This window comes from Anaerotruncus massiliensis (ex Togo et al. 2026), from assembly GCF_900199635.1.
GTDB classification, from domain to species: Bacteria; Bacillota; Clostridia; order Oscillospirales; family Ruminococcaceae; genus Anaerotruncus; species Anaerotruncus massiliensis.
Genome location: NZ_LT962687.1, coordinates 843,874 through 856,930, shown reverse-complemented (window position 1 = coordinate 856,930; position 13,057 = coordinate 843,874). Strand labels below are relative to the sequence as shown.

Here is a 13,057-nt window from a genome sequence, read left to right as displayed (position 1 = left end):
TATCATTTCCCCATGGGAGCGAAAGGGGGCGGCGGCATGAAACAGCGGTCGGGCACGGGCCTCATCTGGGCCGCCGCGGGGCTTCTCGCGGCCGCGCTCATCTGCTATAACGTCGCCACCGCGCCGCCCCGGGTCCCCGCCAGCATCGCCTTTTCCCCCGCGCCCGTTTTAAACCCCTACCCCGAGCTGGAGGGGGTGGTCGTCCACATCAACCGGGCCACCGAGGAGGAGCTGACGCAGCTCCCCGGCATCGGGCCGGAAAAGGCCGGGGCGATCCGCGCCTACGTCCGCGACTACGGTACGCTCGACTCCCCCGAACAGCTTCTGGAGATCAGCGGCATCGGCGAGAAGACGCTCGAGCAGATTTCCCCCTACCTGGCGTTCGACTGAGCCGAAGTTCACCCTGATAAAAAACGGGCGCGGCAGACGCCGCGTCCGTTTCGTTTAGTTCCGGTTCGGGTTCTCCGGCGCGGGCGGCTCGGGAGCGCCCTCCGCCTGGGATACCGCCTGGTTGATGAACGCGCTGGTGATTTCCGCGTTCGGGTCGACCTGTGCGAAATGGTCGTGCCGGGTCCGGGACCGTTTCCGTTCGGGATGGATCAGCCGGTTTTTTTCGAGCATGGCGCTCACCTCCTGCCGATAGTTTTTGCAGGGCGGGCGGGATTATGCGGGAGCGCTTTTTTGAAAAAAGCGGTTGACATTCCGGGACAGGCAATGTATAATAATTTACGTCGCTTGTTGGACGTTCAGTCGCCAAAGGCAAATGTGGGAGCTTAGCTCAGCTGGGAGAGCATCTGCCTTACAAGCAGAGGGTCACAGGTTCGAGCCCTGTAGTTCCCACCAGTTGTGGCCCGGTAGTTCAGTTGGTTAGAACGCTAGCCTGTCACGCTAGAGGTCGTGGGTTCGAGCCCCATCCGGGTCGCCATTTTTCTCCCTTTCCGCTTTGCCAAATATGCCTTTGTAGCTCAGTTGGTAGAGCAGAGGACTGAAAATCCTCGTGTCGTTGGTTCGATTCCGACCGAAGGCACCAAGCGCGGGTTTAGCTCATTTGGCAGAGCGCCACCTTGCCAAGGTGGAGGTAGCGAGTTCGAGCCTCGTAACCCGCTCCAAAAAGGACGCTTCATTTTGAAGCGTCCTTTTTCTTTTTCAGCGAGAGCGAACCCGCTGCCTCCACCGACATTTTAAATCCGGAGGTCCCGGGGCCCCCGCGAAAGCGCGCTTTTGCGGGGTGGGGTTGCGGGTTCGAGCCTCGTAACCCGCTCCAAAAAGGACGCTTCATTTTGAAGCGTCCTTTTTCTTTTTCCGCGAGAACGAACCCGCTGCCTCCACCGACATTTTAAATCCGGAGGTCCCGGGGTCCCCGCGAAAGCGCGCTTTCGCGGGGTGGGGTTGCGAGTTCGAGCCTCGTAACCCGCTCCAAAAAGAACGCTTCATTTTGAAGCGTTCATTTTTATTTGGAGCGGCTATTTACCAACTATACAAAAAAAAGGGGGGTATTCGACATCAATTGTTGTCAAAACATATTTCTAAGCAAGTCCATAATGATCTGTTGCTGCTTTGGGTTTAGTGCCGACCAATTATCAAGCATTTCTCTCTGCTCTGGCGTAAGCGAAATGGGGTCATCCCCTTCTGAGAAAAATTGTGATAAGGTAATTCCAAATCCTTTGCACACCTTATCCAGCGTTTGTATTGTTGGCGTTTGTCCCTTGCGGTACCAGGTGGATATCGTTGATTGAGACAGTCCGGAATGTTTTGATAAATCATACTCAGTCCAGTTCCGAGCCAAGCGGAGTTTCGTAATTTCTTTGAGTATATCTATCATGATCCCCACCCTCTTGCTACGTTATAAGGCTTTTATTCTTTCAGCGAAGATATGACACTATCGAAAATCTCCAACGCTTGCTTTCTCTTGGTAACATCAAGAGCATTCAACTTCCTAATCATGTCGTTACTCTTGGCTTCATAGCCAACGACCAAACTATCTTGAAGGACATCGTCGGCAGAAGCATTCAAAGTGTTCAGGATCAGCAGGAACGTTTCTAGCTTCGGCACTTTATCGCCACGTTCGATATCGGCCAGATACCTTGTGCTGATGCCTATCCTTTCTGAACACTCTTTCAGACTCCAACCACATTTCGCTCTATATGACTTAAGCTTCTTTCCCATGCTTTTACAGTTCACGGGCACCACCACCTATCTAGGGATATCTTCTACAAATAGCATACCAACTATACAAAGCCAACAAAATGATCTATTAATAGAAATGTCCCTAAATAGGAGTTGTGCTCGATAAACATTTGTGCTAACATAGGACTGGGAAATTGGCAGCTTCGCCAAAACGCATGACGAGGAGGAAGCGCAATGCCTGACAAGGTACTGACGACCATTGAAGCAACCATCATGACCAAAACAAAAGAGGCCCTGTTAAAGCACTGCGAAAACACCGGGCTTTCGATCGGCGAAGTGATCGACCGTATGGCATTGGATTTTGTCATTGATACTCCCGAACTTGCCGCAAACGTATTGTGTGAGGAATTCGTGATCATGGTCGTCAATCAGACGGAGGAGCAAATGCAAAAAACGGTCCACCATGTGATCGCCAGCCTGATGATTCCCTTTCTTGGGAACGACAGTGATGCGCGCGCTTTTTTTGAGGACCTTTCGCTCTGCATCAAAGATCATATGGATCTCATCACGAAAAACGCGCAGGCGTCATAGCCGAATCCAAAAGTGCGGCCGCCGGCCACGCGAAAAGCCCCGGGGCGCTTCCTCCGAAGCGTCCCGGGGCTTTTCCCGCGCTATTTGTCGATGTAGACCAGCGGGTCCAAAAAGCTCGACCCGATGCGGATTTCAAAATGCAGATGGTTGCCGGTGGAGTTGCCCGTCGAGCCGACGTTGGCGATCTTCTCCCCCTGCTTGACCTCCTGCCCGGCCGATACGTCGAGCGAGCTGTTGTGCCCGTAGAGGGTGCGGGAGCCGTCGGCGTGCTCGATGATGACGCACTTGCCGTACTCCCCGTACCAGCCCGCGAGCACGACGCGCCCCTGCGCCGCCGCATAGACGGGCGTGCCGTGCGGGGCGGCGAGGTCGATGCCGTTGTGGTGGGGATAGTCGTAAAAATCCGCCGACAGCCACCCGGTCTTGAGCGGGCGGATGAAGGAGGACACCCAGCGGCTGCCGTCGGCGGTTTCGCTTCGCAGCACCCGGGTGCCCCTCTTGACCACCTGGTCGACGGGGCGGGCGGTGTCGGTCGACTGGACCGACAGCACCTTGACCGGCCGGTCGCCCTCGAAAACGACCTGTGAACGGATCTCCCGCTCGCCCGCAATCCCAGCCGAGACGACCTCGGTATAGCCCCGGTAGCGGGCGGGCTCGTCCTGGTAGGCGACGCTGTAGGGGATTTTTTCCGTGGTGACGACGGTGCGCGTGGTGCGCGCGGGCGGCTGAAGCGCCAGAATGTTCACCGCGCAGAAGAACGCGAGCGTCACCGCGAGGGCGCGCGCCGTCAGCTTCCTGATGGGGGTATTTTTTGTCCGCTTCCGCGATGTCGATTGTCCGGAGTTGTCCGCAGAAAACTGCATGGGTGTGCCTCCTCCCTGAATCGATACGCACTCAGGATACCGGGCGTTTATGAACTGTCTGTGAACACCGGGCATCGTTTACACAAGGTTTACGATATTGGAAAGCCCTGTCCCCTCCCCCTCCCTGCTTCTTCCCGGGGAGGAAATCCCCGGTCCCCCGGCCATCCAGAATCTCCGGGCGCCCGTTTGCGCCCACCCGCTTGAAATCAGCGCCAAAGTAAGGTATGATTGCTGTAGCGGAAAATCGGAATCCGCGCCTGTTTTTGGCATTTGAGGGGGGAAAATCGGTTGTCCCAGCTTTTGGATGAAATCAGCCGGCTCCTGCAGCAGGGGCGCGCGCCCGCCGTCAAGGAAACGGTTTCCCGCGCGATTGCGGAGGGCCTTTCCGCCGGGGAAATTCTGAACGGCGGCCTGCTTGCGGGCATGGGGGTCATCGGGGAGAAGTTCAAGGCGAACAAGGTCTATATCCCCGAGGTCATGATCGCCGCGCGCGCGATGAACGCGGGACTTGAGCTGCTCAAGCCCCTGCTCGCGGAAAGCGGCGGCGAGGTGCGCGGCACCGTCGTGCTCGGCACCGTCAAGGGCGACCGGCACGACATCGGCAAGAACCTCGTCAAAATGATGCTCGAGGGGAAGGGCCTGCGGGTCATCGACCTGGGGGTCGACGTGCCCGCCGCCAAGTACATATCCGCCGCCGAGCAAAACGGCGCGGACATCATCGCCTGTTCCGCCCTGCTCACCACCACGATGAACGAGATGCGCGCCGTCGTCGCGCTCCGCAACGGCACGCCCGCACTCGGCGGGGTCAAGGTGATGATCGGCGGCGCGCCGGTCACCCAGGCGTTCTGCGACGAGATCGGCGCGGACAGCTATACCCCCGACGCCGCCACCTGCGCGGAGGTCGCGCTCGGGTTCTGTTCCTGAGCGTAAGCGAGGAAGCCCACCAACATGATTGGGGCGCCACGCGCCCATACGGAGGAAAGCCATGTTTTGCAGCAAATGCGGAAGGGAAATCCGGGACGACAGCGTTTTTTGCTCCTACTGCGGCGAGTGCGTCGAGGAGGAGCCGCGGGAGGCCGGGGAGCCCTGCGGCGATGAGGAGGAAGCGCCCTGCGTCCGACCGGGCGCGCCGAAAAAGCGTTGCTCCGAATGCGGGAAGGAGCTTCCCAGCAGCACGATTTCCGACCTGTGCGCGATGTGCACCATCCGGCGGCGCAACCGCGAAATCGAGGAGGAGCGCGAGCGGCGGGACGCGGAACCGCCGAACAGGGACCGCTACGACATTTCGGACGAATTCGACCAGAGCGTCTTCGAGCGCGACCGGGCGAACTATTTCCGCGGCGAGGAGCCCGGCTACCGCTCGCAGGAGCGCCCGTCCCGCTCCACCTATACCGGCAAGCCGGCCGGCGCGCTCGGCGGCGCGGACCCCAAGCCCGCCAACCGCGGCTGCCTCATTGCGGCGATCGTGGTGATCGTCGTGGTGTTCGTGCTCCCCATCCTCGCCGTCTTCATCTTCAGCTTCGCGGCGGACTCCCATTCCTCCGTGGACGCCGCCATTGCGCCCGTCTCCGAGGCTTCCCCGATAGACGGCGACTGGTGGCCGGACGACGAGAGCGACTGGCAGGCGGACGACGAGAGCGAGCCCGGCTTTGACGACGGCGCGAACGTCATCAGCACCGGAAGCCGCGACGAGCTGTTCGACCAGTTCATCGTCTCCGCCGCGGAAAGCACCCTCTACGCGATGATACCCGCCTACTATGAGGCCGATTCGGTCGCCTTCCACCACGACCGGGAACAGCTCACCGGCGACGGCGCGTTCATCACGACCTACGGCACCGCCGACCTCACTTTGGGCGGGCGCACAAAGACCGACCGTTTCGAGGTGGTGCTCGCGATGTCGCCGAGCTATTACCACCCGCTCTACCTCGCGGTCAACGGCGAGCCGGTCTTCGACATCCGCGACACGGTCGACCGCGACGGCTACGTCACCGCCGAAGGCGCGCAGTTCTACGAGCGCGAGGAGGGCACCTCCCTCTTCGACGAGGAGACGGCCATCCGCCTCGATGATTTTGAATGAAAAATCGGCTGCGGCCGTAAAGAAAAACCTCCCGGGAAGATTTCCCGGGAGGTTTTTGCTTTCCCCGGCTCTGCATCTTCCCTTTCCGGCGGGGAACACTAAAAGCCGAGGTGATTTTATGCCGAAAAAAGACCGCGCGAAGTCCAAGCGGCCGCCCGAATCCGGCGGCGAGCCCGCGCCCTGCGCCGTGGATGTGATTCCCGACTGCGTCAACACCGACGGCACCGAGATCCCCGACGGCTACAACAAAATCGGCTACCAGGTGGTCGACAACATCTGCGAGGAACACATCATGTGAGCTCCAGCCAGCCTTTCCGGCGGCCGGTCCCCAAGGGGACCGGCCGCTTTTCGTATGCGCGCGGAACCCCCGCGCCGATTTTTGAATAGGATGGTTTCAGACGATTTATTGACCGGTTGGGAGGTATTTTAATGCTGCGATACGGAAATTCGGAATTTTCCATGGGCGGGCGCTGGGGGGTTGTCCCGCCGCCCATCGGCGCGGCGGTCCCGGGCGGGACGCCGAGGACGGCGCCCCCGCAGGGCGGCGTCCAGCGCGCCGCAGGCGCGCCGGGACCGCGCAGGCCGGGCGGCGCGGCGCAGCCGGACGGGAACGGCGTTCCATACGCCCCGCGCGGCGAGGCAGGGGCCGCGGGCGCGACGGGATCGACCGGACCGCGCGGCGAAACAGGGGCCGCGGGCGCGACGGGACTGACCGGACCGCGCGGTGAAACGGGGGCCGCGGGCGCGATGGGACCGACCGGACCGCGCGGCGAAACGGGGACCGCGGGCGCGACGGGGCCGACCGGACCGCGTGGCGAAACCGGGCCAACCGGCGCGACGGGGCCGACCGGACCGCGCGGTGAAACGGGGCCAACAGGCGTGATGGGACCGACCGGACCGCGCGGTGAAACGGGGGCCGCAGGCGCGACGGGACCGACCGGACCGCGCGGTGAAACGGGGGCCGCGGGCGCGACGGGACCGACCGGACCGCGCGGGCCGAGAGGCGCGGCGGGCCCTGTGGGGCCGCGCGGCGAAGCGGGGCCGGCGGGGCTCGCGGCCGCGAGCTTTTATACGGCGGGGCGGCAGGTCCTGCAGCCGAACAGCGTGCTGCCGCTCGCGCAGGCAAATCCCTGCAATGCCGGCGGATTCCTGCTCGAGGACGGGTGGGTCACCGTCCCGGCGGGCGGGCTCTACCTCATCAGCCACCGGGTGGTGCTCGCGCCGGGCTTCTCCGGGGTGTTTGTCCTGCGCTCGGAGAAGGGCGCGGACACGGCGGGGCACGCGAGCTTCGGCCGCGCCGAGGACGGCGAGGCCGCGCCCTGCGCGGGAACGGGAATCGCGCGGCTGGCGGCGGGCGACCGGCTCTGCCTCTTCCGCGCCGCGCAGGGCGACCTCACGCCCGTCGAAACGCTCGACGCGGTCGACCGCATGGCAGCCGTTTCGATCCAGCTGACCCTCGTCCGCCTCGCGGACGAATGACCGTCCCGGGTCCCGCCCTCCTCCCGCACCCGCGCCCGCCGGGGCGCATAGAATGGGAGGAAGGAGGATTCTTTCCATGTTTTATGTCCGAACGAACGACGGCGTCAAAATCGCCGTCTATGATTTAAATCCCACGGCCGCCGAGACCGTTTTCCTCGTGCACGGCTGGCCGCTTTCCCACCGCATCTTTGAATACCAGGAGACGCCGCTCATCTGCAAGGGCTACCGCGTCGTCGAAATCGACCTGCGCGGCTTCGGCAGCTCCGACAAGCCCGCCTGCGGCTACACCTACGACCGGATGGCCGACGACATCTACGCCGTCGTGCGCGCCCTCAACCTGCAAAATTTCACCCTCGCGGGCTACTCGATGGGCGGCGCGATCGTCCTGCGCTACATGGCCCGCCACCGCGGCTATGGCGTCAAAAAGCTCGCGCTGCTCTCAGCCGCCGCCCCCAGGCTGACGCAGGCCCCCGGCTTCTGCCACGGCGTCCCCGCGAGCGCGGTCGACCAGTGGGCCGCGGGGGCCTCGACCGACCGCCCCGCGCTCATCCGGCAGTTCGGCGGGATGCTCTTCGCGCTTCCCCACAGCCAGGCGATCACCGACTGGCTGGGCGACGTCTCCCTCTCCGCGTCGGGCATCGCCACCATCCAGACCGCCTGCGCCCTGCGCGACGAGGACGGCCGCGCCGACCTCGCAAGGGTCTGCGTCCCCACCGGCGTCTTCCACGGCCGGCAGGACCGGGTCGTCCCCTTCGACCTCGCGCTCGTCACGCAGCAAGGCATCCGAAACGCCGTCCTCTATCCCTTTGACCAGAGCGGCCACGGCATCTTCTACGACGAGCTCGACCGTTTCAATTCCTGTTTCCTCCAGTTTTTGGCGTGCTGAACCGGCCCGCTATCGGGTTCCACGGAGCTTACGCAAAGAGGGGGCGCGCGGTATGTTCCGCGCGCCCCCTCCTGTTGGAAAGGAGATTTTCCCGAAGTCAGTCCTCCGCCTGTTCCGCCTGTTCCGCCTGTTCCTCCGCCGCTTGCCGGGCGAATTCAACCGTCACGACAAAGAGGTCCGCGATCGTCTCCACCGAGAAGCGCCCGCCGCACGCCTCGGTAAAGGTACGCGCGATCGAAAGCCCCAGCCCGCTGCCGCCGTCGGTGCGGGCGTCGTCCCCCCGCACGAACCGCTCGGTGAAGTCCTTATTCCTCGCGATCTCCTCGCGGGAGGTGTTTTTGACGCTCGCGACCGCCGTGGTCCCGTCCGCCGCGAGGCTGACATGCACCCGCGAGCCGTCCAGCGAATATTGCAGCGCGTTCTGCACGAGGTTCTGGAAGACGCGGTAGAGCCGCTGGCCGTCCGCCGTGATCATCACCGGCTCCTCGGGGATCTCCGCCCGCACCGTCACCGTGCTGCGGCCGATCTGCTCGGCCATGTCGGCCAGCGTCTGACGCAGCAGCTTGCCCAGGTCGAGGGTCTCGAGCGTCACCGGGAGCTGCCCGGAGGCCGCCTTGCTCACCTCGAACACATCCTGCACCATCGTCTTGAGCCGCTGCGACTTGCTCTCGAGGATGCGGATATAGTCCTTCACATGCTCGGGGAGCTCCTCCTCCTGCCCCAAAAGCTCCACATAGCTGATGATCGAGGTGAGCGGCGTCTTGATGTCGTGGGAGACGTTCGCAATCAGCTCCACCTTCATCCGCTCGCTGCGCATCCGCTCCTCGAGCGCCTCGTTCATCCCGCGCTGGATGTCGTTGAGGTCCTTCGCCGCCGCCGCGAGGTCCGCGTCCTCCGGCAGGTCGAGCGGCATCGTGAGCCCTCCCGCGTGCACGGCGGCGATCTGCCCGACCAGCGCGCCGATGTCCCGGGCGGTCTCCCGGTTGCCCCGCGCGAAGCGGTAGAGCATCCAGAGCAGCAGCGCCAGCAGCCCCGCCAGCAGCAGGAACGCGAAGAGGGAGTCGCGGTTATAGACGCGGAAGCCCGCGTAGAGCAGGAGCGCCGACGCCGCGAAGGCCGCGGCCGCGATCAGCACCGCGCCGAACCGGCGCACCATCCGCCGCTGGAGGGGCAGCTTCAGATCGGAGGCGCGCGCCGCCGCGCAGAACTTCCCGGTGAGGCTGTGCTTCCAGGGCTTCGGGTTGTGCCTCCAGTCGTTGATCAGCAGGTAGGCCGACCAGAAGATCACCAGCAGGGAGAACCCGTTGCGGGAGAGCTCCTGCGCGTAGTAGGTGAAGATCCACGGGTCGAGATATTCCTCCCGGACCATATAGGTGATCTCCCGCAGGGCGTCCTGCGGGCCGGCCAGGAAGACCACCAGCGCCGCCAGCAGGAGCAGGAGCTTGCCCTCGTACCACACGCGCCCCGTCACCCGTGCAATCGCCGCGTCGGCGCGGCGCTTGTCCCCGCGCAGCAGGAACCAGACGGCCAGCAGCAGGACGCCGGCCGCGCAGGAGGCGGCCATGCCGGTGTAGCGGTCCCGCCTCTCCTTCAGGTTCTGCTCGAGCCAGTAGAGGCGGTTGTTCTGCCGCTCGGCCGAGCTGTTCCCGTAGCTGCCGCGCACGTAGAGCATCGGGCTCTTCGCCGCCGCGATCACCACGCTCGCGCGGGCGGCCTCCTCGTCCACCGTGAAGTTTTTATACCCGGGGACGTACCAGTCCTTCCCCTCGCGGTAGTAGCCGTCGCCGTAGATGTCGAGCTCCCTGCCGTCCTTGACGACGCGCACCTTGCTCCCGTCGAACCAGAGCAGAAAATTGTAGCCCTCGGGCAGCTTGAGGTTCGGGCCGTCCAGCCCCGTGCCCTCGGCGTTGGTATACTTCTGCTCGCCGTCGTAGCGGATGTCGTAGAGGACGTTCTTATCCTCCTTGAAGTAGTCGTGCGCCGCCTGCGCGGACGAGCCGTAGCTCGACGGCGGCGAGATGGTGACGCTGAAATCGTAGCCGTCGTCCCAGCCGTGGTAGCCGCCCGAGCCGTACTCGCCGATCGCGTCGGCGACCTCGGCCGCCTCCATGACCGCGGAGGTGATTTCGCCGTTGTAGGAGACGCTGTATTCGGAGTAGTTCGCGTTTCCGCCGACGGCCATCGTCAGAAAATCCTCGAGGTAGCTTGCGACCGCGTCGCGGAACGCCCGCGTATTCTGGTAGTCCTCCTGGAAGGCGTCCGCAACCGACGTGCGCTTCCACGAGCCGCCCGTCAGGAGGGAAAGCGCCTCCGGCACGCTCGTCAGAAGCAGGCTGATCCCCAGAAAAAAGGCCGTAAAGCTAACGGCCGCCCTCCACTTTTTCGATCTTGTATCCAATTCCCCATACCACCTTTAAGTATTCTGGTTCCTTCGGGTTGAGCTCGATCTTCTCCCGGATGCGCCGGATGTGCACCATCACCGTGTTTTCGGCGGCGAAGGCGTCCTCCTCCCACACCCGCCGGTAGATCTCCTCGGCGGGAAAGATGCGCCCCAGGTTGCGCATGAGCAGGTCGACGATCTTCGTCTCGGTGGCCGTCAGCTTGACCGGGTCGCCGTCCGCGCGCAGGACGCGTTCCTCCGGGCTGTAGCTGAGCCGCCCGTTGTGGATCTCGTCCCCCGTCCCGGGCGCGTTGATGTCCCCCAGGCTCGTGTACCGCCGCAGGTGGCTGCGCACCCGCGCCACCAGCTCCTGCGGATTGAAGGGCTTGGTGACGTAGTCGTCCGCACCCATCGAGAGTCCGAGCACCTTGTCGGTGTCCTCGCTCTTGGCGCTGAGCACGATGATCGGCAGGTTGCGCCGCTCCCGCAGCTTCATCACCGCCGACAGCCCGTCGAGCCTCGGCATCATCACGTCGATGATCATCAGCCGCACCGAACGGTCCATCGCCTGTTCGAGCGCCTCCATCCCGTCGTACGCCCGCAGCACGCGGTAGCCCTCCTTTTCGAGCAGCAGCGCGATCGCCTGCACGATCTCCCGGTCGTCGTCGACCACCAGCACGCATTCGTTCATCTGATCTCCCCCTTAGGCCTGTCTCTATCCTAATGCGGTTTCCTTACAAAAAAATGGACGCGTTTCTTACGGAAATCTTACAACTCCGGCGCGCCCTCAGCCTTCATGATACCACAACCCTCCGCATGTGGATAGTGCATAAAAAAATCCGGAAGCAAAGCTTCCGGATCTCAGGGGCGTTTTCGCCCCGTCTCCCCGTATTTGTCCGAAAGGACGGTGCGCGGGCGTTCCGCCTCCTCGGCGTTCTCCCACGGCAGACGGTCCCCCGGCTCCTTCAGGTAGCTTAGAATCCGCCAGATGCCCTCCCCCGAATAGGCGCTCACTCGGAAAACCGGGCGGCAGCCCGCGAGTTCAAGCCACCGCTGGGCGCGGCCGGGGTTGGCGCCCGGCTCGTCGATGCGGGTCACGATGCCGATCACCGGCCGCGTGCAGGCCGCCGCGACGCAGGGCGGAAAGAGGCAGTAGGGCTCGGTCGCGCCGCAGAGCAGGCCGACCACGTCGGCCTCGTAGGCGTAGAGCGCCAGCGCGCGGCCGAGCGAGGCCGTCTCGGCGTACTCGCCCGGCGTGTCGATCACCACGTCGTAGTGGTTGATATACTGGGTCTTCCGGTAGGCGATCTCACCACCCCGCAGCGCCTGGGAGAGGGTCGTCTTGCCGCATTCGCTGCGTCCCATCAGGATGATCTTTTTCATTCCGTCACGTCCGGGTCACCGCGCAGACGGTAAACCCCAGCGTCCCCTCCAGGTAGGCGAGGATGCTGTGGATGGCGGCCTCCACGTCGGAGATGAGGCCGGTGAAGATCAGCGTGCCGCTGAAGCGGTCGATGAACCCCATCTCGACGCTCGCCGTCTTGAGCGCGAGGTCGCCCGCGATCACGGCGATTTCCGCCGGGGACATGCTCAGGATGCCGATCGCCGCCTGCCGGTAATCGGCCTCGGGATCGAGCCCCAGTTTCTGGTAGATGATCCTGTCGGGGCTGGCGATCACATGCGCCAGCGTCACCTGCTTGCCCGGCACCAGTTCCTGGATGATTCGCTGCTTTTCCGGAGATTCCGCCCGCTCATACGCCATTCGCCCGCCTCCTTTCCCTTTCGGTCATTCCTGTTTCTATTGTAGCAAGCCCGCGGCGGGAAAGCCATGCGCGGCGGCGCTTTTGCACAAACGCGGTCAAGATTTGTAATTTCAATCAGAATTGATCAGTTTCTGATCATCAGGACGGCAAAAATCCCCCGCCGAAACGGGGGATTTTTGCTGTCAGCCTTTGTTTTCGACCAGGTCGCCCACGCTGCCTCCCGCGGACGGTAAGGTGGAGGAGCCGCCCGAACCGCCGCCGGAACCGCTCGAGCTGCCGGCAAAGCTCCTGCCGGAAGCCGGCGCGTTGACGCCCTTGGTCATCCGCTCGAGCGACACGTTGGTCAGCTCGTAGTTGACGTTGGGGCTGTAGATCACGTCGATGTAGCCTTCCCCGTCCGCCGACAGGTCCCGTTCCTCAATGACGCAGTTGCCCTTGAGGTAGGTGGTGTCGATGGAGGTGGAGCCGGTTGCAATGACGGTGGGTTTGTATTTGGGGTTCTGGATGGTCACATTGGGGCAGGTGACGCCGTCCAGAACCACAGTGCCGCCGCTCCTGATGAGCAGGGTCCCGGTGATCTCGACATTTTTCAGGGTCACCGTGCCGCGGCCGACCTCCTCGGAGATCGTGAGGTTGTTTTCCACACGCATATTCTGGTAGGTGATGTCCGCCGTGTCAATCGTCTGCCGGGTGTCGACCGTTTTGACGGTTCCGTCCGCGCCGCCGGCGACCTTGCCAGAAACCGCGGCCGACGGGACCGCGAACGCCACGGCCAGGGCGGCCGCCAGCAGCATTGCCAAAATCTTTTTTCCCATGGGGATACCTCCCTTTTACTTGGGGACGGGAAGGGGGCGGGCCCCCTCCCCGGCTCCCTGAAGATTCAAACCGCCT

At 63.4% G+C, this 13,057-nt stretch carries 16 protein-coding genes and 4 tRNA genes; 11 read left to right on the top strand and 9 right to left on the bottom strand.

Going from position 1 to position 13,057, the window contains the following annotated elements; all coding sequences use genetic code 11:
* Nucleotides 1-36: 36 nt before the first annotated feature.
* Nucleotides 37-390, top strand: a complete 354-nt coding sequence (locus tag C1A13_RS04660) for a ComEA family DNA-binding protein (RefSeq protein WP_207654177.1) — start codon at nucleotides 37-39, stop codon at nucleotides 388-390.
* Between the two features lie 54 nt (nucleotides 391-444).
* On the opposite strand, the gene C1A13_RS14850 is transcribed toward C1A13_RS04660, so the two are convergent.
* Nucleotides 445-621, bottom strand: coding sequence for a hypothetical protein (locus C1A13_RS14850; protein WP_158595683.1), 177 nt, complete (start codon nucleotides 619-621; stop codon nucleotides 445-447).
* 146 nt (nucleotides 622-767) lie between these two features.
* Between C1A13_RS14850 and C1A13_RS04655 the strand changes: the two genes are divergently transcribed.
* The 4 genes from C1A13_RS04655 to C1A13_RS04640 all read left to right on the top strand — a co-directional run bounded on the left by C1A13_RS04655 (nucleotide 768) and on the right by C1A13_RS04640 (nucleotide 1,109).
* Nucleotides 768-843 (top strand) — tRNA-Val (locus C1A13_RS04655).
* 5 nt (nucleotides 844-848) lie between these two features.
* Nucleotides 849-925 (top strand) — tRNA-Asp (locus C1A13_RS04650).
* A gap of 29 nt (nucleotides 926-954) precedes the next feature.
* A tRNA-Phe gene (locus C1A13_RS04645) sits at nucleotides 955-1,030 on the top strand.
* Between the two features lie 3 nt (nucleotides 1,031-1,033).
* Nucleotides 1,034-1,109 (top strand) — tRNA-Gly (locus tag C1A13_RS04640).
* 404 nt (nucleotides 1,110-1,513) lie between these two features.
* Here C1A13_RS04640 and C1A13_RS04635 read toward each other — a convergent pair.
* Both C1A13_RS04635 and C1A13_RS04630 read right to left on the bottom strand, forming a co-directional pair.
* Nucleotides 1,514-1,822, bottom strand: a complete 309-nt coding sequence (locus tag C1A13_RS04635; RefSeq protein WP_101549559.1) for a helix-turn-helix domain-containing protein — start codon at nucleotides 1,820-1,822, stop codon at nucleotides 1,514-1,516.
* Nucleotides 1,823-1,854: 32 nt separating this feature from the next.
* A complete protein-coding gene (locus C1A13_RS04630; protein WP_146021689.1) occupies nucleotides 1,855-2,181 on the bottom strand; it encodes a helix-turn-helix domain-containing protein in 327 nt (108 codons plus the stop codon).
* 180 nt (nucleotides 2,182-2,361) lie between these two features.
* On the opposite strand from C1A13_RS04630, the gene C1A13_RS04625 reads away from it, so the two are divergent.
* On the top strand, nucleotides 2,362-2,718 hold the full coding sequence (locus C1A13_RS04625; protein WP_101549555.1) for a hypothetical protein: 357 nt from the start codon (nucleotides 2,362-2,364) through the stop codon (nucleotides 2,716-2,718).
* 80 nt (nucleotides 2,719-2,798) lie between these two features.
* Here C1A13_RS04625 and C1A13_RS04620 read toward each other — a convergent pair whose 3' ends face one another.
* Nucleotides 2,799-3,581, bottom strand: a complete 783-nt coding sequence (locus C1A13_RS04620; protein ID WP_172439168.1) for a M23 family metallopeptidase — start codon at nucleotides 3,579-3,581, stop codon at nucleotides 2,799-2,801.
* 288 nt (nucleotides 3,582-3,869) lie between these two features.
* On the opposite strand from C1A13_RS04620, the gene C1A13_RS04615 reads away from it, so the two are divergent.
* The 5 genes from C1A13_RS04615 (at nucleotide 3,870) to C1A13_RS04595 (ending at nucleotide 8,023) form a co-directional block, all read left to right on the top strand.
* Nucleotides 3,870-4,505, top strand: a complete 636-nt coding sequence (locus C1A13_RS04615; protein ID WP_101549550.1) for a corrinoid protein — start codon at nucleotides 3,870-3,872, stop codon at nucleotides 4,503-4,505.
* 61 nt (nucleotides 4,506-4,566) lie between these two features.
* Nucleotides 4,567-5,658, top strand: coding sequence for a zinc-ribbon domain-containing protein (locus C1A13_RS04610; RefSeq protein WP_101549548.1), 1,092 nt, complete (start codon nucleotides 4,567-4,569; stop codon nucleotides 5,656-5,658).
* A gap of 118 nt (nucleotides 5,659-5,776) precedes the next feature.
* A complete protein-coding gene (locus C1A13_RS04605; protein ID WP_101549546.1) occupies nucleotides 5,777-5,956 on the top strand; it encodes a hypothetical protein in 180 nt (59 codons plus the stop codon).
* Between the two features lie 719 nt (nucleotides 5,957-6,675).
* Nucleotides 6,676-7,137 (top strand): hypothetical protein, encoded by a 462-nt coding sequence (locus C1A13_RS15095; protein WP_242970904.1) that lies wholly within the window; start codon nucleotides 6,676-6,678, stop codon nucleotides 7,135-7,137.
* A gap of 76 nt (nucleotides 7,138-7,213) precedes the next feature.
* Complete coding sequence (locus tag C1A13_RS04595; RefSeq protein WP_101549544.1) at nucleotides 7,214-8,023, top strand: alpha/beta fold hydrolase; 810 nt, start codon at nucleotides 7,214-7,216, stop codon at nucleotides 8,021-8,023.
* Nucleotides 8,024-8,120: 97 nt separating this feature from the next.
* On the opposite strand, the gene C1A13_RS04590 is transcribed toward C1A13_RS04595, so the two are convergent.
* From C1A13_RS04590 to C1A13_RS04570, 5 genes are all read right to left on the bottom strand, one after another.
* On the bottom strand, nucleotides 8,121-10,421 hold the full coding sequence (locus tag C1A13_RS04590; protein ID WP_101549540.1) for a sensor histidine kinase: 2,301 nt from the start codon (nucleotides 10,419-10,421) through the stop codon (nucleotides 8,121-8,123).
* Complete coding sequence (locus C1A13_RS04585; RefSeq protein ID WP_101549538.1) at nucleotides 10,384-11,094, bottom strand: response regulator transcription factor; 711 nt, start codon at nucleotides 11,092-11,094, stop codon at nucleotides 10,384-10,386. Before C1A13_RS04585 ends, C1A13_RS04590 begins: the two co-directional genes overlap by 38 nt.
* A 170-nt stretch (nucleotides 11,095-11,264) precedes the next feature.
* Nucleotides 11,265-11,786 carry a EutP/PduV family microcompartment system protein gene (locus C1A13_RS04580; protein WP_101549537.1) on the bottom strand — a complete coding sequence of 174 codons (522 nt, stop codon included), beginning with the start codon at nucleotides 11,784-11,786 and terminating at the stop codon, nucleotides 11,265-11,267.
* 4 nt (nucleotides 11,787-11,790) lie between these two features.
* Nucleotides 11,791-12,165 carry a BMC domain-containing protein gene (locus C1A13_RS04575; protein ID WP_101549536.1) on the bottom strand — a complete coding sequence of 125 codons (375 nt, stop codon included), beginning with the start codon at nucleotides 12,163-12,165 and terminating at the stop codon, nucleotides 11,791-11,793.
* A 183-nt stretch (nucleotides 12,166-12,348) separates the two neighbouring features.
* Entirely contained in the window at nucleotides 12,349-12,981 is a 633-nt protein-coding gene (locus C1A13_RS04570) for a hypothetical protein (protein WP_101549534.1), read from the bottom strand.
* Between the last annotated feature and the right edge of the window lie 76 nt (nucleotides 12,982-13,057).

What these genes read in the sequence shown, in the direction of transcription:
- C1A13_RS04610 (WP_101549548.1), top strand. Translation starts at nt 4,567, where the DNA reads ATGTTTTGCAGCAAATGCGGAAGGGAAATCCGGGACGACAGCGTTTTT.
- C1A13_RS04605 (WP_101549546.1), top strand. Translation starts at nt 5,777, where the DNA reads ATGCCGAAAAAAGACCGCGCGAAGTCCAAGCGGCCGCCCGAATCCGGC.
- C1A13_RS04620 (WP_172439168.1), bottom strand. Translation starts at nt 3,581, where the DNA reads ATGCAGTTTTCTGCGGACAACTCCGGACAATCGACATCGCGGAAGCGG.
- C1A13_RS04660 (WP_207654177.1), top strand. Translation starts at nt 37, where the DNA reads ATGAAACAGCGGTCGGGCACGGGCCTCATCTGGGCCGCCGCGGGGCTT.
- C1A13_RS04570 (WP_101549534.1), bottom strand. Translation starts at nt 12,981, where the DNA reads ATGGGAAAAAAGATTTTGGCAATGCTGCTGGCGGCCGCCCTGGCCGTG.
- C1A13_RS04625 (WP_101549555.1), top strand. Translation starts at nt 2,362, where the DNA reads ATGCCTGACAAGGTACTGACGACCATTGAAGCAACCATCATGACCAAA.
- C1A13_RS14850 (WP_158595683.1), bottom strand. Translation starts at nt 621, where the DNA reads ATGCTCGAAAAAAACCGGCTGATCCATCCCGAACGGAAACGGTCCCGG.
- C1A13_RS04585 (WP_101549538.1), bottom strand. Translation starts at nt 11,094, where the DNA reads ATGAACGAATGCGTGCTGGTGGTCGACGACGACCGGGAGATCGTGCAG.
- C1A13_RS04595 (WP_101549544.1), top strand. Translation starts at nt 7,214, where the DNA reads ATGTTTTATGTCCGAACGAACGACGGCGTCAAAATCGCCGTCTATGAT.
- C1A13_RS04580 (WP_101549537.1), bottom strand. Translation starts at nt 11,786, where the DNA reads ATGAAAAAGATCATCCTGATGGGACGCAGCGAATGCGGCAAGACGACC.
- C1A13_RS04575 (WP_101549536.1), bottom strand. Translation starts at nt 12,165, where the DNA reads ATGGCGTATGAGCGGGCGGAATCTCCGGAAAAGCAGCGAATCATCCAG.
- C1A13_RS04635 (WP_101549559.1), bottom strand. Translation starts at nt 1,822, where the DNA reads ATGATAGATATACTCAAAGAAATTACGAAACTCCGCTTGGCTCGGAAC.